20 protein-coding genes and 1 pseudogene are annotated in these 18,636 nt (G+C 69.4%); 16 read left to right on the top strand and 5 right to left on the bottom strand.

Going from position 1 to position 18,636, the window contains the following annotated elements:
- Positions 1 to 8: 8 nt before the first annotated feature.
- Complete coding sequence (locus ACJ512_RS09595; protein ID WP_407688176.1) at positions 9 to 701, top strand: DUF1802 family protein; 693 nt, start codon at positions 9 to 11, stop codon at positions 699 to 701.
- Here ACJ512_RS09595 and ACJ512_RS09600 read toward each other — a convergent pair.
- Positions 660 to 2,378, bottom strand: coding sequence for a CocE/NonD family hydrolase (locus ACJ512_RS09600; RefSeq protein ID WP_407688175.1), 1,719 nt, complete (start codon positions 2,376 to 2,378; stop codon positions 660 to 662). The two genes, ACJ512_RS09595 and ACJ512_RS09600, sit on opposite strands and share 42 nt — an antisense overlap.
- Before the next feature lie 30 nt (positions 2,379 to 2,408).
- Positions 2,409 to 2,999 (bottom strand): DUF3558 domain-containing protein, encoded by a 591-nt coding sequence (locus tag ACJ512_RS09605; protein WP_407688174.1) that lies wholly within the window; start codon positions 2,997 to 2,999, stop codon positions 2,409 to 2,411.
- 132 nt (positions 3,000 to 3,131) lie between these two features.
- Between ACJ512_RS09605 and ACJ512_RS09610 the strand changes: the two genes are divergently transcribed.
- The 5 genes from ACJ512_RS09610 to ACJ512_RS09630 all read left to right on the top strand — a co-directional run bounded on the left by ACJ512_RS09610 (position 3,132) and on the right by ACJ512_RS09630 (position 8,234).
- The gene (locus ACJ512_RS09610) at positions 3,132 to 4,157 is read left to right on the top strand and encodes a metallophosphoesterase family protein (RefSeq protein ID WP_407688173.1); all 1,026 of its coding nucleotides are present in this window, start codon (positions 3,132 to 3,134) and stop codon (positions 4,155 to 4,157) included.
- Entirely contained in the window at positions 4,154 to 4,840 is a 687-nt protein-coding gene (gene pptT / locus ACJ512_RS09615) for a 4'-phosphopantetheinyl transferase PptT (RefSeq protein ID WP_407688172.1), read from the top strand. Before ACJ512_RS09610 ends, pptT begins: the two co-directional genes overlap by 4 nt.
- Positions 4,837 to 5,730: a tRNA pseudouridine(55) synthase TruB gene (gene truB / locus ACJ512_RS09620; RefSeq protein ID WP_407688171.1), complete on the top strand. Its 894-nt coding sequence runs from the start codon at positions 4,837 to 4,839 to the stop codon at positions 5,728 to 5,730. The genes pptT and truB overlap by 4 nt, the downstream gene beginning before the upstream one ends.
- A gap of 79 nt (positions 5,731 to 5,809) precedes the next feature.
- Entirely contained in the window at positions 5,810 to 7,000 is a 1,191-nt protein-coding gene (locus tag ACJ512_RS09625) for a lipid-transfer protein (protein ID WP_407688181.1), read from the top strand.
- Positions 7,001 to 7,004: 4 nt separating this feature from the next.
- Complete coding sequence (locus tag ACJ512_RS09630; protein ID WP_407688170.1) at positions 7,005 to 8,234, top strand: acyl-CoA dehydrogenase family protein; 1,230 nt, start codon at positions 7,005 to 7,007, stop codon at positions 8,232 to 8,234.
- Between the two features lie 77 nt (positions 8,235 to 8,311).
- Here ACJ512_RS09630 and mntR read toward each other — a convergent pair whose 3' ends face one another.
- Positions 8,312 to 9,016 carry a manganese-binding transcriptional regulator MntR gene (mntR, locus tag ACJ512_RS09635; protein WP_407688169.1) on the bottom strand — a complete coding sequence of 235 codons (705 nt, stop codon included), beginning with the start codon at positions 9,014 to 9,016 and terminating at the stop codon, positions 8,312 to 8,314.
- 83 nt (positions 9,017 to 9,099) lie between these two features.
- Here mntR and ACJ512_RS09640 point away from each other — a divergent pair, with 83 nt between their 5' ends.
- The 7 genes from ACJ512_RS09640 to ACJ512_RS09670 all read left to right on the top strand — a co-directional run bounded on the left by ACJ512_RS09640 (position 9,100) and on the right by ACJ512_RS09670 (position 16,402).
- Positions 9,100 to 10,071 (top strand): bifunctional riboflavin kinase/FAD synthetase, encoded by a 972-nt coding sequence (locus ACJ512_RS09640; RefSeq protein WP_407688168.1) that lies wholly within the window; start codon positions 9,100 to 9,102, stop codon positions 10,069 to 10,071.
- A gap of 108 nt (positions 10,072 to 10,179) precedes the next feature.
- Complete coding sequence (gene rpsO / locus ACJ512_RS09645; RefSeq protein WP_407688167.1) at positions 10,180 to 10,449, top strand: 30S ribosomal protein S15; 270 nt, start codon at positions 10,180 to 10,182, stop codon at positions 10,447 to 10,449.
- Positions 10,450 to 10,783: 334 nt separating this feature from the next.
- On the top strand, positions 10,784 to 13,078 hold the full coding sequence (locus ACJ512_RS09650; RefSeq protein ID WP_407688166.1) for a polyribonucleotide nucleotidyltransferase: 2,295 nt from the start codon (positions 10,784 to 10,786) through the stop codon (positions 13,076 to 13,078).
- Entirely contained in the window at positions 13,056 to 14,441 is a 1,386-nt protein-coding gene (locus tag ACJ512_RS09655; protein WP_407688165.1) for a M16 family metallopeptidase, read from the top strand. The genes ACJ512_RS09650 and ACJ512_RS09655 overlap by 23 nt, the downstream gene beginning before the upstream one ends.
- Before the next feature lie 5 nt (positions 14,442 to 14,446).
- Positions 14,447 to 15,466 (top strand): nitronate monooxygenase, encoded by a 1,020-nt coding sequence (locus ACJ512_RS09660; protein WP_407688164.1) that lies wholly within the window; start codon positions 14,447 to 14,449, stop codon positions 15,464 to 15,466.
- 96 nt (positions 15,467 to 15,562) lie between these two features.
- The gene (locus ACJ512_RS09665) at positions 15,563 to 16,000 is read left to right on the top strand and encodes an Hsp20/alpha crystallin family protein (RefSeq protein WP_461480037.1); all 438 of its coding nucleotides are present in this window, start codon (positions 15,563 to 15,565) and stop codon (positions 15,998 to 16,000) included.
- 75 nt (positions 16,001 to 16,075) lie between these two features.
- Positions 16,076 to 16,402: a hypothetical protein gene (locus ACJ512_RS09670; protein ID WP_407688162.1), complete on the top strand. Its 327-nt coding sequence runs from the start codon at positions 16,076 to 16,078 to the stop codon at positions 16,400 to 16,402.
- A gap of 1 nt (position 16,403) precedes the next feature.
- Here ACJ512_RS09670 and ACJ512_RS09675 read toward each other — a convergent pair whose 3' ends face one another.
- Positions 16,404 to 16,562 (bottom strand): hypothetical protein, encoded by a 159-nt coding sequence (locus ACJ512_RS09675; protein ID WP_407688161.1) that lies wholly within the window; start codon positions 16,560 to 16,562, stop codon positions 16,404 to 16,406.
- A gap of 72 nt (positions 16,563 to 16,634) precedes the next feature.
- Positions 16,635 to 17,007, bottom strand: a pseudogene (locus tag ACJ512_RS09680) (MerR family transcriptional regulator).
- A 112-nt stretch (positions 17,008 to 17,119) separates the two neighbouring features.
- Here ACJ512_RS09680 and ACJ512_RS09685 point away from each other — a divergent pair.
- The 3 genes from ACJ512_RS09685 to ACJ512_RS09695 all read left to right on the top strand — a co-directional run bounded on the left by ACJ512_RS09685 (position 17,120) and on the right by ACJ512_RS09695 (position 18,587).
- The gene (locus tag ACJ512_RS09685) at positions 17,120 to 17,542 is read left to right on the top strand and encodes an Hsp20/alpha crystallin family protein (RefSeq protein ID WP_407688160.1); all 423 of its coding nucleotides are present in this window, start codon (positions 17,120 to 17,122) and stop codon (positions 17,540 to 17,542) included.
- A gap of 368 nt (positions 17,543 to 17,910) precedes the next feature.
- Positions 17,911 to 18,039: a hypothetical protein gene (locus tag ACJ512_RS09690; protein WP_407688159.1), complete on the top strand. Its 129-nt coding sequence runs from the start codon at positions 17,911 to 17,913 to the stop codon at positions 18,037 to 18,039.
- 197 nt (positions 18,040 to 18,236) lie between these two features.
- The gene (locus ACJ512_RS09695; protein ID WP_407688158.1) at positions 18,237 to 18,587 is read left to right on the top strand and encodes a J domain-containing protein; all 351 of its coding nucleotides are present in this window, start codon (positions 18,237 to 18,239) and stop codon (positions 18,585 to 18,587) included.
- Positions 18,588 to 18,636: the final 49 nt, after the last annotated feature.

Below are 18,636 nucleotides of genomic sequence, written 5' to 3' on the forward strand. Positions count from 1 at the left end.
TTGAAGACATGTGCCGGAACATCACCGAACTGCGCGGTTTACAGCCGGCGGCCACGGCCGAAGAGACCGCGGCGGCGGCGCGTCAGTATGTGCCCACCGTTGCGTCGGCCCGAGGTGGTCGTCCGGCTGGCCGGCGCGAGATGACCTCCACCGCGAAGACGCCCGCACTCAAGGAGTGGAGCGCGGTCGTACACGCGCTGCTGGACGGTCGGCAGCGGGTGCTGCTGCGCAAGGGCGGCATCGGGGAGAAACGGTTCGAGTTGGCGGCCCGGGAGTTCCTGCTGTTCCCCACGGTCGCGCACAGCCACGCCCAGCGTGTCCGGCCCGAGCACCGCGACCTGCTGCAACCCGCGGCCGCCGACAGCACCGACGATCACCTCGTGGTGCGGGCTGCGGCGAAAGTCGTTGCCGCACAAGAGGTCAACCGGCCCGACGGGCTCGCGACGATCGAGGACCTGCACATTTGGACCGCCGAGTCGGTGCGTGCCGACCGGCTCGACTTCCGGCCGAAACACAAACTGGCGGTGCTGGTGGTGTCGGTGATCCCGTTGTCCGAGCCGGTGCGGATCGCCCGCGATCCCGGGTACGGGGGGTGCACCAGCTGGGTGGAGCTGCCGCTGCGGCCGGCGCTGGGGGCGCCGGTTCACGACGAACCCGCGCTAACCGAGGTCGCCCGCCGGGTCCGCGACGCGGTCGGCTGACACGTCGGGCGGACCCACCGGCAGCAGCAGCCGGGAGCGCCCGTAGTGCACCGCGTGGGTGGCCGGCTCGGCCCGCCGGCCCGTCAGCGCCGGTTCGCCGGTGCCGAGGTTGCGCGCGTAGCGGGGAAACCAGCTGCCGGCGATCAGGAGGCGGATGCGTGAGCCGGCCCGGAAGCGGTGGGCGATCCCGTCGAGTTCGACGCCGACCGTGTCGGCCGCCGTGCCCGCCGCGCCCAGCCGCCGGTAGCCGTCGCTGACGTTGCGGGACCGGCCGTCGGCGTCCACCTCGCTCACCCGCACGAACAGGTCGACGTGGGGATTGTCGGAGGTGTGTACCAGCTCGGCCACCGGGTTCCCGTACACGCACAGGTCGTGGGTGAGGGTGGCGCTGGTGAAGGCCAGCACGTCGTCGCGGGCCGCCAGCCGGCTGTCGTCGCGGTAACCGGCGCCCGGAGACAGCAGGGGACCGCCGACGGTCGGTGTCGGGTCGGTGGGGTCGTAGCGGAACGTCGCCGGGGGCACCCCCGCCAGGTCCGCCGGTGTCGTCTCGCCCAGGTGGCCGCCCGGCCGCAGGTAGAGCGCGCGTTCGGCGGTGCGGGGCGGCCAGTCGGCAAGGGTGCGCCAGCCCTGCCCGGTGACGCAGACGCGGACGGGACCGGGCCGCCGCGACGCCGGCGCGCTGCCCAGGTGCGCGTCGAGCCAGTCCAGGGATTCCCGGAGGTTGGTGGCCAGCCCCTTGGTGAGCAGCTGGGTGTGCGCCCACGGCCCGACCGTGAGCGCGACGTCGACGCCCCGGTCGCGCAGGCGCGCGTACTGCTGCAGGGTCTGCCGCAGGAAGATGTCCTGCCAGCCGCCCACCAGCAGCACCGGTACCCGCACGCGGTCCAGTGCCTCGGTGAACCGCAGCGCATTCCAGAACGGATCCTTCGGGTCGTCGTGTTCGACCCACGATTCGAACCACGGAGCGCCCTCGCCCAGCATGGTCCGCGCCCCGGCCGCCATCGGCAGCGCGGCGGCCGCCTGCGCGACCTTGTGGCGGGCCCGGAGCTGGCGGATCGCGGTCCGGACGCGCTGGGGGTCCTCCTGGTGGGCGACCAGATCGCTCCAGCCCAGGAAGTCGTTGACGGTGAACGCGCCGGTGTCCCAGACCGCGGCGTTGAAATCGTGGGGGCCGGCGGTGATGACGGCCGCGGCCAGTTCGGGCGGTGGATCCTGCAGCAGCGCCCACTGGGTGAAACCCAGATACGACACGCCGATGGTGGCGAAGCTGCCGGTGAACCACGGCTGCTCACGCAGCCAGGCGGCCGTGTCGGCGCCGTCGGCGGCCTCGTTGACCATCGGCTCGAACGCGCCGCCCGACCCGAACGTGCCGCGCACGCTCTGCAGCACCACGTGATAGCCGCGGGCGGCGTAGGGCCGGCCGAACGCCATGGAGAACGGGAACTGCCGCCCATAGGGTCCGCGCACCAGCAGGGTTCCCGCCGGGGCGGGGGTGAGCGGGGCGTAGTGGTCGGCCACCAGCCGTGCCCCGTCGCGCATCGGGATCTCGACGCGGTTCACGGTGTAGTCGGTGCTCGCGGGCGGCAGGCCCAGCAGCCGGCTCAGGGCACGCTCGCCGGCCTGCCGTGTCAGGGCGCGCAGGGCGGGTTGGACGCGGCGGGCCGCTGTGGTACTCACCGTGCTCAGGCTAGGCCCAGTAGGGCCCGATCAGAACTTGTAGTACGGGGCGAGGTCGTTGGCGCGTTGCAGGTTGGTCGCCATGCAGTCGACGTCGGGGTCGGAGTACACGGTCGAGTAGAACAGCGCCTGCTGGAGCAGCCCGTAGCTGGTCTTCAGCACGATCATGCAGGACCGGTACCAGAAGTCGTTGTGATAGGTCGGCTTCATCACCCAGTACTGCGCGGCGCGGTGGCCCGCGATGGTGGTCTCGACCGCGTCGGGGGGCAGCGTCTGCGCATAGGTGCGCCAGATGATGGGCTCCACGGCCAGCTGGTAGTTGCCCGCGTCGAAGTGGCAGCGCAGGCCGTCCTCGTGTTCGGGCGGGGTGAACGCGAGGCCCAGCCGTTGCAGGGCGTCGAACGGGATGTCCTCGCAGGCGTCGAACGGCCGCGGGTCGGTGGTCGCCAGGATCGGGCTCTTCATCGTCGTTTCCAGCGGCTGCCCCGTCGACCGCAGCTCCACGGGCTCCGCGCGGCCCGGCGCGGCCGGTGCGGGGGCGCCCTGCCAGCCCAGCGCGCCCACGATGACCGCTGCGAACAGTGCCCCCAGTGCCCCCATCAGACGCACGTTGGCGAACACGTCACCCCCTGATGCCCTCGGCGGTCCCTTGCCCGGGAGTGTACAAGTCGCGTGGTCGCCGTCACAGCCGAACCCGGGTACCTCCCGGGCACGCCCGGGCACGCCCGGTGCGAATCGTTAGGCTGGTTGGTCATGGCCGGGCAGGAATCGACGAGCGGGGGGCAGCAGACGCCTCAACCGACCCCCCAACCGACCCCCCAACCGACCCCCCAACCGACCCCCCAACCGACGTTGTGGGCGGTGTCCGACCTGCACACCGGGCATCTGGGCAACAAGCCGATCGCCGAGTCGCTGCGCCCGTCGTCGCCGGACGACTGGCTGATCGTGGCGGGCGACGTCGCCGAACGCACCGACGAGATCCACTGGACGCTGGACCTGCTGCGGCGGCGCTTCGCCAAGGTGATCTGGGTGCCGGGCAACCACGAGCTGTGGACCACCAACCGGGATCCCAGGCAGATCTTCGGGCGAAGCCGCTACGAGTACCTGGTCAACATGTGCGACCAGATGGGCGTGGTCACGCCCGAGCATCCGTTCCCGGTGTGGACCGAACGCGGCGGCCCGGCCACGATCGTGCCGATGTTCTTGCTCTACGACTACAGCTTCCTGCCCGAGGGGGCCGCGACCAAAGCCGAGGGCCTGGCGATCGCGCGGGAGCGCAACGTGGTGGCCACCGACGAATTCCTGTTGTCGTCGGAGCCCTACGCCACCCGCGATGCCTGGTGCCGGGACCGGCTGGCCAAAACCCGCGCCCGGCTCGAAGAGCTCGACTGGATGACCCCGACCGTGTTGGTGAACCATTTCCCGCTGGTCCGCGAGCCCTGTGACGCGTTGTTCTACCCGGAGTTCTCGCTGTGGTGCGGGACCACCAAGACCGCCGACTGGCACACCCGCTACAACGCCGTGTGCTCGGTGTACGGCCACCTGCACATCCCGCGCACGACCTGGTATGACGACGTGCGCTTCGAGGAGGTGTCGGTGGGCTACCCGCGGGAGTGGCGGCGCCGCACGCCCTACAGCTGGCTGCGCCAGGTGCTGCCCGACCCCCGGTACCCGCCCGGCTACCTCAACGACTTCGGCGGCCACTTCGAGATCACCCCGCAGATGCGGGAGCAGGCCGTTAAGTTCCGGGAACGAGTGCGGCAGCGGCAGTCGCGATGACGGCACGCATGCTGGTGTCGGCGGTGCTGCCCGAGACGGTGTCGCAGGACCTCGCCTATTCGGAGCTGTACTCCGACCCGCCGGGTTTGGCCCCGCTGCCCGAAGAGGAGCCGTTGATCGCCAAGTCGGTGGCCAAGCGGCGCAACGAGTTCGTCACCGTGCGGCACTGCGCCCGCACCGCGCTGGGTCAGCTCGGCGTGCCGCCGGTGCCGATCCTCAAGGGCGACAAGGGGCAACCCTGCTGGCCCGACGGCGTGGTGGGCAGCCTCACCCACTGCACGGGCTACCGCGGGGCGGTGGTGGGCCGCGCCGGCGCGGTGCGTTCGGTCGGCATCGACGCCGAACCGCACGACGTGCTGCCCGACGGGGTGCTGGACGCGATCACACTGACCGAGGAACGCCGCGAGATCGCCGCGCTGCCCGACGGCCTGCACTGGGACCGGATCCTGTTCTGCGCCAAGGAGGCGACGTACAAGGCGTGGTTCCCGTTGACCAACAGGTGGCTCGGCTTCGAGGACGCGCACGTCGTGTTCGACGTCGACCCGTCCGGCGCCGGGGCCATGGGGACGTTCGTCTCGAAGATCCTCATCGATCCCGAAGCGCTGTCGGGTCCGCCGCTGACCGCGCTGCGGGGCCGCTGGTCGGTCGAGCGCGGCCTGGTGCTCACCGCGATCGTCCTATGAGCGACGGTCCGTGCGGGCCGGGGATCGTCGTCGTCGACAAGCCGGCAGGCATGACCAGCCACGACGTGGTGGCGCGCTGCCGGCGCGTCTTCGCCACGCGCAGGGTGGGACACGCCGGCACGCTGGACCCGATGGCCACCGGCGTGCTGGTGATCGGCATCGACCGCGCCACCAAGATCCTCGGCCTGCTGACGGCGGCCCCGAAGTCGTATGCGGCCACCGTCCGGCTGGGGCAGACCACCTCCACCGAGGACGCCGACGGCGAACCGCTGGACAGCGTCCCGGCCGGGCACCTGACCGACGAGGCGATCGAGGCGGCGGTCGCCGGGCTGCGCGGCGACATCGAGCAGGTGCCCTCGGCCGTCAGCGCCATCAAGGTGGACGGCCGGCGCGCCTACCGCCTGGTCCGCGAGGGCCGTTCCGTCGCGCTCGCGGCCAGGCCGGTGCGCATCGACCGGTTCGACGTGGTGGCGCGCCGGTCCCACGGCGGGTGCGTCGACCTGGACGTCGAGGTCGACTGCTCGTCGGGCACCTACGTCCGGGCGCTGGCCCGCGACCTGGGCGCCGCGCTGGGGGTGGGCGGGCATCTGACGTCGTTGCGGCGCACCCGCGTCGGCCGCTTCGGCCTGGACCAGGCGAGCTCGCTCGACGACCTGACCGAGCGGCCCCGGCTGAGCTGCACCCTGGACGAGGCCTGCCTGCTGATGTTCGCCCGCCGCGACCTGACCGCCGCGGAGGCCGAGGCCACCGGCCACGGCCGGCCCCTGGCGCCGGCCGGCATCGACGGCGTCTACGCCGCCTGCGGCCCCGACGGCCGCGTGATGGCGCTGCTGCGCGACGAGGGCGCGCGGACGAAGTCGGTGGTGGTGATCCGCCCGGCGACGCTGTAGCGAGGGATGCGTGGCCCGCGTCACATCGCGCGCCGTACCCTGACACGTATTCGGAAGGAGCACGATGTCCCAAAACACGATGTCCAACAGGGTCTACGTGATCGGCGTCGGCATGACGAAATTCGAGAAGCCCGGCCGCCGCGAGGGCTGGGACTATCCGGACATGGCGCGCGAGTCCGGGACCAACGCCCTGGCCGACGCGGGCATCGACTACCGCGAGGTGCAGCAGGGCTACGTCGGCTACGTCGCGGGCGACTCGACGTCGGGGCAGCGGGCGCTCTACGAGCTGGGCATGACCGGGATCCCGATCGTCAACGTCAACAACAACTGCTCGACCGGGTCGACGGCGCTGTTCCTTGCGGCTCAGGCGATCCGCGGCGGGCTCGTGGACTGCGCAATCGCGCTGGGGTTCGAGAAGATGCAACCCGGTTCGCTCGGCGGTGGGGCCGAGGACCGCGAATCGCCGATGGCCAGGCACGTCAAGGCGATGGCCGAGATCGACGAGTTCGCGATGCCCGTCGCGCCGTGGATGTTCGGCGCCGCAGGCCGCGAGCACATGAGGCAATACGGTTCCACCGCGGAGCATTTCGCCAAGGTCGGCCACAAGAACCACCAGCACTCCGTCAACAACCCGTTCGCGCAGTTCCAGGAGTCCTACACCCTCGAGGACATCCTGGCGTCGCGGATGATCTCCGACCCGCTGACCAAGCTGCAGTGCTCGCCGACGTCGGACGGCTCCGGTGCGGCGATCCTGGCCTCGGAGGGTTTCGTCGAGCGTCACGGGCTGGCCGGCCGGGCGGTGGAGATCGTGGGGCAGGCCATGACCACCGACTTCGCGTCCACCTTCGACGGCAGCGCCAAGAACCTCATCGGCTATGACATGAACGTGCAAGCGGCGCAACAGGTCTACGATCAGTCCGGGCTGGGGCCGCAGGACTTTCAGGTGATCGAGCTGCACGACTGTTTCTCGGCCAACGAGCTGCTGCTCTACGAGGCCCTCGGCCTGTGCGGGCCCGGGGAGGCGCCCAAGCTGATCGACAACGGCGACACCACCTACGGCGGCCGCTGGGTGGTCAACCCGTCGGGTGGCCTGATCTCCAAGGGGCACCCGCTCGGCGCGACCGGGCTGGCGCAGTGCGCCGAGCTGACCTGGCAGCTGCGCGGCACCGCCGACAAGCGTCAGGTCGAGGGCGTCACCGCCGCGTTGCAGCACAACATCGGTCTCGGCGGCGCGGCCGTCGTCACCGCCTACCAGCGCGCCGAACGCTAGCGCCGTGTTCGAATGGTCCGACACCGACCTGATGGTTCGGGACGCGGTGCGTCAGTTCATCGACAAGGAGATCCGCCCGCACCTCGACGAGCTGGAGACCGGTGCGCTGTCGCCGTATCCGATCGCGCGAAAGCTGTTCAGCCAGTTCGGCCTCGACGTCATGGCGGCCGACGCCGTCAAGAAGATGTTGGACCGGGAGCGCGGCGGGCCGACGGGCGACGGCGACGGCGATTCGGGCATGGCTGCGCAGGCGTCGATGATGGCGGTGCTGGTGTCCGAGCTCGCCGGGGTGAGCATCGGACTGCTGAGCACCGTGTCGGTCAGCCTGGGCCTGGGCGCGGCGACCATCATGAACCGCGGCACGCCGGCCCAGAAAGAACGCTGGCTGCCGGACCTGATGACGCTGAAAAAGATTGCGGCGTGGGCGATCACGGAGCCGGACTCCGGCTCGGATGCGTTCGGGGGGATGAAGACACACGTCAAGCGCGATGGTGCCGACTACATCCTCAACGGGCAGAAGACGTTCATCACCAACGGGCCCTGCGCCGACGTGCTGGTGGTCTACGCCAAACTCACCGACGACACTGCCGGCGACTCCGACCCCCGCAACCGGCCGGTGCTCATCTTCGTGCTGGACGCCGGGATGCCGGGCCTGACGCAGGGCAAGCCGTTCAAGAAGATGGGCATGATGTCCTCGCCGACCGGCGAATTGTTCTTCGACAACGTGCGGCTGACGCCGGACCGCCTGCTCGGGGAGAGCGCACAGCACGCCGGGGGCGACGGCCGCGACAGCGCCCGCGACAACTTCGCCGCCGAGCGGATCGGGATCGCGATGATGGCGCTGGGCATCATCAACGAATGCCACCGGCTGTGCGTGGACTACGCGAAGACCCGCACGCTGTGGGGCAGGAACATCGGGCAGTTCCAGCTGATCCAGCTCAAGCTGGCCAAGATGGAGATCGCCCGGATGAACGTGCAGAACATGGTGTTTCACACCATCGAGCGGCAGCAGGCCGGCAAACCGCTGACCCTGGCCGAGGCGTCGGCGATCAAGCTGTACTCCTCGGAGGCGGCCACCGACGTCGCGATGGAGGCCGTGCAGCTGTTCGGCGGCAACGGGTACATGGCCGAGTACCGGGTGGAGCAGCTGGCGCGGGATGCGAAGTCGTTGATGATCTACGCCGGCAGCAACGAGATTCAGGTCACCCACATCGCCAAGGGCCTGCTGGCCTGAGCCGCCTGCGCCGAACGTGAACCGGGTGGGAAAATCCGCGGAAAAATCGCGGTGGCTTCGCGCTCGGCGCGACAGACTCAGGCGACCACCCAGATCGCCCGGGCCGCCGGGCTGCCCAGGTCGACCGTCGCCTCGGCGCCGTCGGCCGCTTCGATCGCCACCGAGATCATGCCCGCGAACTCGCGCCGGGTCAGCACCCGCAGCCGCGAGTCGAGGTTGATCCCGACGTCGGCGAAATAGCGCAGCATCTCGGGGTCGGCATCGGAGATGCGCGCCACGGTGCCGCGGTCGCCGTCGGCGCAGGCCCACAACTGGCGCGCCGGCGGCGTGGGCACCTGTCCGTCGGTGGCCGGGATCGGGTCCCCGTGCGGGTCGCGCTGCGGGAACCCCAGCTTGGCGTCGATGCGGGCCATCAGGCGGTCCGACACCGCGTGTTCGAGCACCTCGGCCTCGTCGTGCACCTCGTCCCAGCCGTAACCGAGCTCGTTGACCAGGAAGGTCTCCAGCAGCCGGTGCCGGCGCACCATCTCGAGCGCGGCCCGCCGCCCCGCCTCGGTCAGCGACACCGCGCCGTATTTCTCATGGTCGACGAGGCCCTGCTCGGCGAGTCTGCGGATCGACTCCGAGGCCGTGCTGGTCGCCACCCCGATCTTCTCGGCCAGCATCTTGGTGCTGACTTTGTGCGGGGCGTCTTTGGGGGACCACTCCTGGGCGTTCCAGATGGCCTTGAGGTAGTCCTGGCCGACCGCGGTCAGGCCACCCGGCTCGTCGTCCGCCCTCACAAGCCTGCAGTTTAGGCATCCCACACCTGGTCCGCCGTGCCGCCCGTGCGCGCACTCGCATCTCGCGCCGTAGGCTTGCGGTTGTGCAGCGCTGGCGCGGCCAAGACGAGATCCCCACGGACTGGGGCAGGTGCGTCCTCACCATCGGCGTGTTCGACGGCGTGCACCGCGGGCACGCCGAATTGATCGCCCACGCGGTCAAGGCGGCCCGGGCCCGCAACGTGCCGTCGGTGCTGATGACCTTCGATCCCCACCCGATGGAAGTCGTCTATCCCGGCAGCCACCCGGCCCAGCTGACGACGCTGGCCCGCCGCGCCGAACTCGTCGAGGAGATGGGCATCGACGTCTTCCTGGTGATGCCGTTCACGACGGACTTCATGAAACTCACGCCCGAGCGCTACGTCCACGAGCTGCTGGTGGAGAACCTGCACGTGGTCGAGGTCGTGGTGGGGGAGAACTTCACGTTCGGCAAGAAGGCGGCCGGGAACGTCGGCACGCTGCGCAAGGCGGGTGAGCGATTCGGTTTCGCGGTGGAGTCGATGTCGCTGCTGTCCGAGCACCACAGCAACGAGAACGTGACGTTCTCCTCGACCTACATCCGGTCCTGCGTCGACGCCGGCGACATGATGGCGGCCACCGAGGCGCTGGGCCGCCCGCACCGCGTCGAGGGTGTCGTGGTCCGGGGCTACGGGCGGGGCGCCGAGTTGGGCTATCCGACCGCCAACGTGGCGCCGCCGATGTATTCGGCGATCCCGGCCGACGGCGTGTACGCCGCCTGGTTCACCGTCCTGGGGCACGGACCGGTGACGGGCACGGTCGTGCCGGGGGAGCGCTACCAGTCCGCGGTCTCCGTAGGCACCAACCCGACGTTCTCCGGGCGCACCCGCACCGTCGAGGCCTTCGTGCTGGACAAGTCCGCCGACCTGTACGGACAGCACGTGGCGCTGGATTTCGTCGCGCGCATCCGCGGCCAGAAGAGGTTCGACGCGGTGAGCGATCTGGTCGAGGAGATCGGCGCCGACACCGATCGCACGCGGGCCCTGCTCAAGGACTGAGCGGCGGCCGTGCTGCTAAACTGCCGGTCGACATCGGCGCGTGCTGCGGTTCGCGGTGGCCGCGCCGGGATATCTACTCATCGCGGACCGATTGATGGAGTTGTTTTCGTGGCGCTGACAGCCGAGCAGAAAAAAGAGATCCTGGGCACCTACGGCCTGCACGACACCGACACCGGGTCCCCGGAGGCGCAGGTGGCGCTGCTGACCAAGCGGATCGCCGACCTGACCGAGCACCTCAAGGTGCACAAGCACGACCACCACTCGCGCCGGGGGCTGCTGCTGCTGGTCGGGCGGCGGCGCCGGCTGCTCAAGTACGTCTCCCAGACCGACGTGGAGCGCTACCGCTCCCTCATCGAGCGCCTGGGCCTGCGTCGCTGACCCCGGCCGCGCAGGTCGGCCCGGCGATTCGGGCGCATCGCAGCGGCCGTGTAGAGTGAGGTCGTTCTGGGCCGCTTCGGCCCGAACAAAACGGTGCGGTGCGCGCAGATCCGCGGGTGCCGTTCCAGCGTGTCACTATGCACCTCCGAGTGAGCAGCGCAGTCTGCATCGGGCGGTCTTCGGTAGTGGCTGCCGGGCTCTCCGGATCTGGGGCAGGTCGGCCGCTTCGATCGATGGCCGTAGCCGTATTCAGACTTCGCTCTTCGCGCTCTCGCGGGTGACTTGCGGGAGCACGCGAAAAAGCTGAATACCCAGAGAGGCTGTACGCCCACAGATGTCTGTATCTGAGATTGACCAGGGTGTGTTCGAGTCGACCGCCGTCATCGACAACGGGAGCTTCGGCGCCCGCACCATCCGCTTTGAGACCGGCCGGTTGGCCCAGCAGGCCGCCGGGGCCGTGGTCGCCTACCTGGACGACGAGAACATGCTGCTGTCGGCGACCACCGCCAGCAAGAGCCCCCGCGAGCACTTCGATTTCTTCCCGCTGACGGTCGACGTCGAGGAGCGCATGTATGCCGCGGGCCGCATCCCCGGCTCGTTCTTCCGGCGCGAGGGCCGGCCCTCCACCGACGCGATCCTGACCTGCCGGCTGATCGACCGCCCGCTGCGCCCGTCGTTCGTCGACGGCCTGCGCAACGAGATCCAGGTCGTGGTGACGATCCTGAGCCTGGATCCCAACGACCTCTACGACGTGCTGGCGATCAACGCCGCGTCGGCCTCCACGCAGCTGAGCGGCCTGCCGTTCTCCGGCCCGATCGGCGGCGTGCGCGTCGCGCTGATCGACGGCACCTGGGTCGCCTTCCCCACGGTCGAACAGCTCGAGCGGGCCGTCTTCGACATGGTGGTGGCCGGGCGCATCGTCGGCGAGGAAGACGGCAAGGCGGATGTGGCCATCATGATGGTCGAGGCCGAAGCCACCGAGAACGTCATCGAGCTCGTCGCGGGCGGCGCCCAGGCGCCGACGGAAAGCGTTGTGGCGCAAGGCCTGGAGGCCGCCAAGCCGTTCATCGCCACGCTGTGCGAGGCCCAGCGGGAGCTGGCCGGCGCCACTGGAAAATCGGGGAAGCCCGCGGCTGATTTCCCGGTGTTCCCCGAGTACGGCGAGGACGTCTACTACGCGGTCTCCTCGGTGGCCACCGAGGAGCTGGCCGCGGCGCTGACCATCGCCGACAAGACCGAGCGCAACAACCGCACCGACGAGCTCAAGGCGCAGGTCCTCGAGCGGCTCGCCGGGGCCTCCGGCACCTACGCGGGCCGGGAGAAGGAGGTCGGCGCCGCGTTCCGGTCGCTGACCAAGAAGCTGGTCCGCCAGCGCATCCTCACCGACCACTTCCGCATCGACGGCCGGGGCGTCACCGACATCCGCGCGCTGAGCGCCGAGGTCGCCGTGGTGCCGCGGGCGCACGGCAGCGCGCTGTTCGAGCGCGGCGAGACCCAGATCCTGGGCGTGACCACGCTGGACATGGTCAAGATGGCCCAGCGGATCGACTCGCTGGGGCCCGAGACGACCAAGCGCTACATGCACCACTACAACTTCCCGCCGTTCTCCACCGGCGAGACCGGCCGCGTCGGTACGCCCAAGCGGCGCGAGATCGGGCACGGCGCGCTGGCCGAGCGGGCGCTGATCCCGGTGCTGCCCAGCGTCGAGGACTTCCCGTATGCGATCCGCCAGGTCTCGGAGGCCCTGAGTTCCAACGGTTCGACGTCGATGGGATCGGTCTGCGCCTCCACCCTGGCGATGCTCAACGCCGGGGTGCCGCTGAAGGCGCCGGTGGCCGGCATCGCGATGGGCCTGGTCTCCGACGACGTCGAGGTTGACGGCCGCACCGAGCGTCGCTTCGTCACCCTGACCGACATCCTCGGCGCCGAGGACGCGTTCGGCGACATGGACTTCAAGTGCGCCGGCACCAAGGACATGGTCACCGCGCTGCAGCTGGACACCAAGCTGGACGGGATTCCGTCCCAGGTGCTCGCGGGCGCGCTCGAGCAGGCCAAAGACGCCCGGCTGACCATCCTGGAGGTCATGGCCGAGGCGATCGACGCCCCCGACGAGATGAGCCCCTACGCCCCGCGGGTGACCACCATCAAGGTCCCGATCGACAAGATCGGCGAGGTCATCGGCCCCAAGGGCAAGGTCATCAACGCCATCACCGAGGAGACCGGCGCGCAGATCTCCATCGAGGACGACGGCACCGTGTTCGTCGGCGCCACCGACGGCCCGTCCGCGCAGGCCGCCATCGACCGGATCAACGCGATCGCCAACCCGCAGCTGCCGACGCTTGGCGAGCGGTTCCTGGGGACCGTGGTCAAGACCACGGACTTCGGGGCGTTCGTGTCGCTGCTGCCGGGCCGTGACGGGCTGGTGCACATCTCCAAGCTGGGCAAGGGCAAGCGCATCGCGAAGGTCGAGGACGTGGTCGGCGTCGGCGACAAGCTGCGCGTCGAGATCGCCGACATCGACAAGCGGGGCAAGATCTCGCTGGTCGTGGTCGACGACGACAGTGCCGCCTCCGAGACGCCTGCCGACTCGGGGGCCGCACCTGCCGATGCCGCGACCACCGGCAGCTGACCCGCCGGCCGGGCCCAAGCCCCGCAAAGCGGCGGCCCTGCGCCGGGGCACACTCGGAGCCGAGGCGAAACCGGAGCACCGGGCCGCGCTGCGCCGCACCACCCTGCCGGGTGGGCTGCGGGTGGTCACCGAGTACCTGCCCGCGGTGCGCTCCGCGTCGGTCGGGGTGTGGGTGGGCGTCGGCTCGCGGGACGAGGGTTCGACCGTGGCCGGGGCGGCGCACTTCCTGGAGCACCTGCTGTTCAAGGCGACCCCGACGCGCACCGCGGTGGACATCGCGCAGGCGATGGACGCCGTCGGCGGGGAGTTGAACGCGTTCACCGCCAAGGAGCACACCTGCTACTACGCGCATGTGCTCGACAGCGACCTGGAGCTCGCCGTCGACCTGGTCGCCGACGTGGTGCTCAACGGCCGCTGCGCCGCCGAGGACGTCGAGCTCGAACGTGACGTCGTCCTCGAGGAGATCGCCATGCGCGACGACGACCCCGAAGACGCGCTGGGCGACATGTTCCTGTCGGCGCTCTTCGGCGACCACCCCGTCGGCCGCCCGGTGATCGGCACCGCGGAGTCCGTGTCGGCGATGACCCGGACCCAGCTGCACTCCTTCCACGTGCGCCGTTACCGGCCGGAACGCATGGTCTTCGCGGTGGCCGGCAACGTCGAGCACGACCGGGTGGTCGCTTTGGCGCGCGAGCACTTCGGCCCGCATCTGGTCCGCGGGCGCCGGTCCGTGGCCCCCCGCAAGGGCGCGGGTCGGGTGCAGGCGGTGCCCGTCCTGGCGCTGGGCCACCGCGACTCGGAGCAGACCCACGTGGCGCTGGGGGTGCGCACGCCGGGCCGCGGCTGGGAGCATCGCTGGGCGCTGTCGGTGCTGCACACCGCGCTGGGCGGCGGCCTGAGCTCCAGGCTCTTCCAGGAGGTGCGCGAGCTGCGCGGGCTGGCCTACTCGATCTACTCCTCGCTGGACATGTTCGCCGACAGCGGCGCGCTGTCGGTGTACGCGGCGTGCCTGCCGGAGCGTTTCCCCGACGTCATGCGGGTGAGCGGCGAGGTGCTCGACGCGGTGGCCCGCGACGGCATCACCGACGCCGAATGCCGGATCGCGAAGGGCTCGCTGCGCGGCGGGCTGGTCCTGGGGCTGGAGGATTCGAGTTCCCGGATGAGCCGTCTGGGCCGCAGCGAACTAAACTACGGCAGGCACCGCAGCATCGAGCACACGCTGCGGCGGATCGACGAGGTGACGGTCGAGGAGGTCAACGCGGTGGCCCGCAGGCTGCTGAGCCAACGGTACGGCGCTGCCGTCGTCGGCCCGTATACCTCGAAACGTCAGCTGCCCCAACAACTTCGGGCGATGGTAAATTAGCGCAGATGGTACTGGGCTTTTGGGACATCTCGGTGCCCATCGTGGGTGCGCCGATGGCCGGCGGTCCCGGCACCCCGGCGCTGGCCGCGGCGGTGTCCAACGCGGGAGGGCTGGGCTTCATCCCCGGGGGGCACCGCACCGCCGCACAGTTCGCCGCTGACATCGCCGCGGCGCGCGCGGCCACCACCGGCCCGCTCGGGGTCAACCTGTTCGTGCCCCAGCCCAGCGTCGCCGACTGGCTGGCGCTGGAGTACTACGCCGAAGATCTCGTGGAGATCGCCGAGCACTACCAGGTCGAGGTCGGCCGGCCGGAATACGGCGACGACGACGACTGGGAGCGCAAGCTCGAGGTGGTGGCCGACGTGCGGCCCGAGCTGGTGTCCTTCACCTTCGGCGTGCCCGCACCCGACGTCATCCACCGGTTGGGTGCGCTGGGACTGCTGGTGATGGTCACGGTGACCTCGGCCTACGAGGCCGGCGTGGCCGTCGCCGCCGGCGCCGACAGCCTGGTCGTCCAGGGACCCGCCGCCGGTGGGCACCGCGGCACGTTCGCTCCCGACATGGAGCCCGCCAACGAGTCGCTGCACCAGCTGCTCGCCCGGATCCGCAGCGCGCACGACGTCCCGCTGATCGCGGCCGGCGGCCTCGGCACCGCGCGGGACGTCGCCGACGTGCTGAACCGGGGGGCGGTCGCCGCGCAGGTCGGCACCGCGCTGCTGCTGGCCGACGAGGCGGGCACCAACCCCGCGCACCGCACGGCCATGAAGAACCCGCTGTTCGCCACGACCGTTGTCACGCGGGCGTTCTCGGGGCGCTACGCCCGCGGGCTGGAGAACGACTTCACCCGGATGCTCGACAATGTGGCGCCGCTGGGCTATCCGGAGGTCAACCAGATGACGTCGCCGATCCGGGAGGCGGCGGCCGCCCTGGAGGACCCGAACGGGTTTCCGCTGTGGGCCGGTACGTCGTTCCAGCACGCGCAGGCCGGACCGGCGGCCGACATCATCGCCGGCCTGCTGGACTAGCCGGGACGCGGGGTCTAGCGGGGACGCGGGAATATGATCCCGAGGACATAGATTATATGTATCGAATGAAGTAGATAATCGACCAGCGAACAGGAGGTGGTGACAATGTTGGGGTTTGAGCCGCTCTTCCGTGATCTCGACCGACTCACCCAACTGTGGGGGAATACCGTTGGTACCGCCGCGCGGCCGGCGTTGATGCCGATCGATGTCTGGCGTGATGGCGACAAGTTCGTCGTGGAGCTTGACTTGCCCGGCGTCGATCCCGACTCGATCGACGTTACGGCCGACCAGGGCACGCTGATGGTGCGCGCCGAGCGGCCCTACGTAGGCGATGAGGGCCGTGACTGGGTGGCCGCGGAGCGTCCGCACGGGGTGTTCAGCCGGCAGCTGTTGCTCGGTGACCAGCTCGATACCGAGCACATCGGCGCCAGCTACACCGACGGGGTGCTGCGGCTGACGGTTCCGGTGGCCGAGCAGGCCAAGCCGCGCAAGATCGCGATTACGACCGGCCTCAAACAGAAGGCCATCGCCTGAGCAATCGGTGGGTGGTGTCCACGGCCAACACCACCCACCTACAGCCGTTTCTCCTTGGAGAGGAGATGATCAGCCATGGCCGAGTATCCACGTCGGCCTCGCGACTCGCGCCGCACCGGCGCGCGAATTCTCGATAGCGCCGAAGGAGTCCTGGTCACCCTGCGGCGCTACCGCGTCGACCAAGCATTCGTCGAACTGATGTACACCGCGAAGCGACACGGGATTAATCCGGTCAACCTGGCAGACGCGCTGGTCGCCATCGCCGAAGACCAGCATGCCGAGTACGTCGACAACGCCGCCGTCGCTGTTGCGCGTGCCACCTGGGGAAACTTATTTGCTGTGAGCGAGCGCGCCAGCACCCTGCCGCAATGGCTGCGCGACCTTACCGCCGGGAATGCCTAACCTATTGCAGCCGAACGGCCGACTTACTGCGTAGCGTCTCGATCATTTCCTCCAGGGCGGGCACGACGGTGGCTTGATCGACCACGTCGGCCTCGTCGACGTGGTCGATCACGAAGCGTGTCGAGCTGGCTCGTGTCCAGCCCGGGTTCGCCGTCAGCATCGACGACAAGGCGCTGTTCGATCACATCCGCCTCGGGTGCGTCGTCGGGCAGAAGCCTGTGCTCGATGTCCTTCATGAACCCTCCCTTCTTTCTTCCCGATACACCCTGCGACCGGCCGCCGGCCGGCGGCTGACTTTCAGTTTGGCGTTCAGCAGCTCGAGCTGGGTGTAGTCGGATAACAGCTGGCTATTTTTTGTTTCCAGGTCCAGGATCTGGGCAATGCCGGCGAGGTTGATGCCTTGGTCGACCAATTCGGTGATGCGCTTGCAGGCGTTGGAGATCCTCGTCGCTGTAGCGGCGGGTACCCCCTTCGGTGCGCGACGGGCTCAGCAGTCCACGCCGCTCATAGAGCCGCAGCGTCTGGGGGGCGATCCCGGACGGTTCGGAGGTCACCGAGATGCCGTAGAGACCGCGCGCGGATCGGGCTGTCGAGTCGTCGGCCAACGGCTTCTCCTCGGAAAAGATTCTCACTGGGACTTGCGTGAATATGCACTCAGTGCTATAAAAAAACTATGTCCATAGACATAGATCCTGTCCCTGATCGGGGGTTGAAATCATGGCATTGATGCGTACAGATCCGTTCCGCGATCTCGACCGCTGGACCCAACAGGTCTTCGGCACCGCCGCCCGGCCGGCGGCGATGCCCATGGATGCCTGGCGAGACGGCGACAACTTCATCGTCGAATTCGATCTGCCTGGCGTGAACGCGGATTCGCTGGATCTCGACGTGGAGCGCAACATGCTCACCGTGCGTGCCGAGCGCCCAAGCCTAGACCAAAACCGGGAGATGCTGTCCGCCGAACGCCAACGCGGCGTGTTCAGCCGCCAGCTTTTCCTCGGCGAAAACCTCGACACCGACAAGATCGAAGCCAACTACCACGATGGTGTATTACGGCTAACGATCCCGGTGGCTGAGAAGGCCAAGCCGCGGCGCATCGAGATTCGTCACGACGGCCAAAAGACGGCGATCAACGCTTGACCACTCTGGCAGCGGCGCGCAAGCGAAAGGGGTGACAAAAAGATGACCACCGACACGCTAACGGAGGCATTGCTCGAAGAGGCCGAGGCGATCGTGGGCGCCGAATGGATGCGCGTCCAGCGCGAAACGGCGTTGGCCGAGTACCCGTTCGCCGGGGCTTGTGCCGAAGCGCCCGCCGCACGGCCACGCCCCACCCAGGTCGCCTGCCTCACCACAACCCTCGACCGACCCTGCGGGGCACCTCTCGGCAACAGACAGGGATCCATCCGGCGTCGTCAGGATCCGGTGTGGCCCACCCAGCGGTCTCCTCCGTGCACAACCGGTACCTGACCGCTGGCGTTTGCCGAACGGAGGTGATGCCCTGACCGATGACCAAACAAGCGGGCAGCGATTCGCGTGCCGTCCACAGCGACCTCACCACGCGCACGACGCGGGTACTGACCTACGCGCGCACCGCCACCGACGTGGCACGCCAAACAGCACTGGGCGATACGTGAATACCGCTTAATGTGGTGTGGCCCGTCTGATGTGGCCCGCCGCTCCCCCTCCCGTGGGGCGGCGGGCCGCGCCCACCGGAGCCAGATCACGCCAGCAGCCCCCCGGAAGTTTTCCCCCGGAAGTTTCGGAGTGTTGACGGGCCGATACACCCCCGGCATGCACCCCACGCTCTCATCTTCGACCAACGACGCCAGTGATGAACCCGCCAGTGATGAACCAGCGTGCCGATCCCGCCGACCTTTATGCCGTGCTGGGCGTGACACCTACAGCAACCCCCACTGAAATCGCTCACGCCTTCCGGGTCAAGCTCCGCGCCCTTCACCCCGACACCCACTATGCGGGCTCGCCCGCTGATGCAGAAATCCAGCTTCGGCAGGTTCTAGCCGCGTACGCGCGACTGCGTGACCCGCAGCGCCGGGCCATTTACGACCAGAATCATCCCGCCCACATCGACACGGCCACAACGCAAGTCACAGTCACCCACCACCGCAACCCCCAAGCCAACCGCTCTGCGCTATGGATCGGGCCAGTGCGCTGGCAGCGCTGACGATTGGTCGCCCCAACCGTCCCGGCGACCCGCGTGACCCGTCAACCGC

The sequence above is a fragment of the Mycobacterium cajalii genome, assembly GCF_045809005.2.
Taxonomy (GTDB): domain Bacteria; phylum Actinomycetota; class Actinomycetes; order Mycobacteriales; family Mycobacteriaceae; genus Mycobacterium.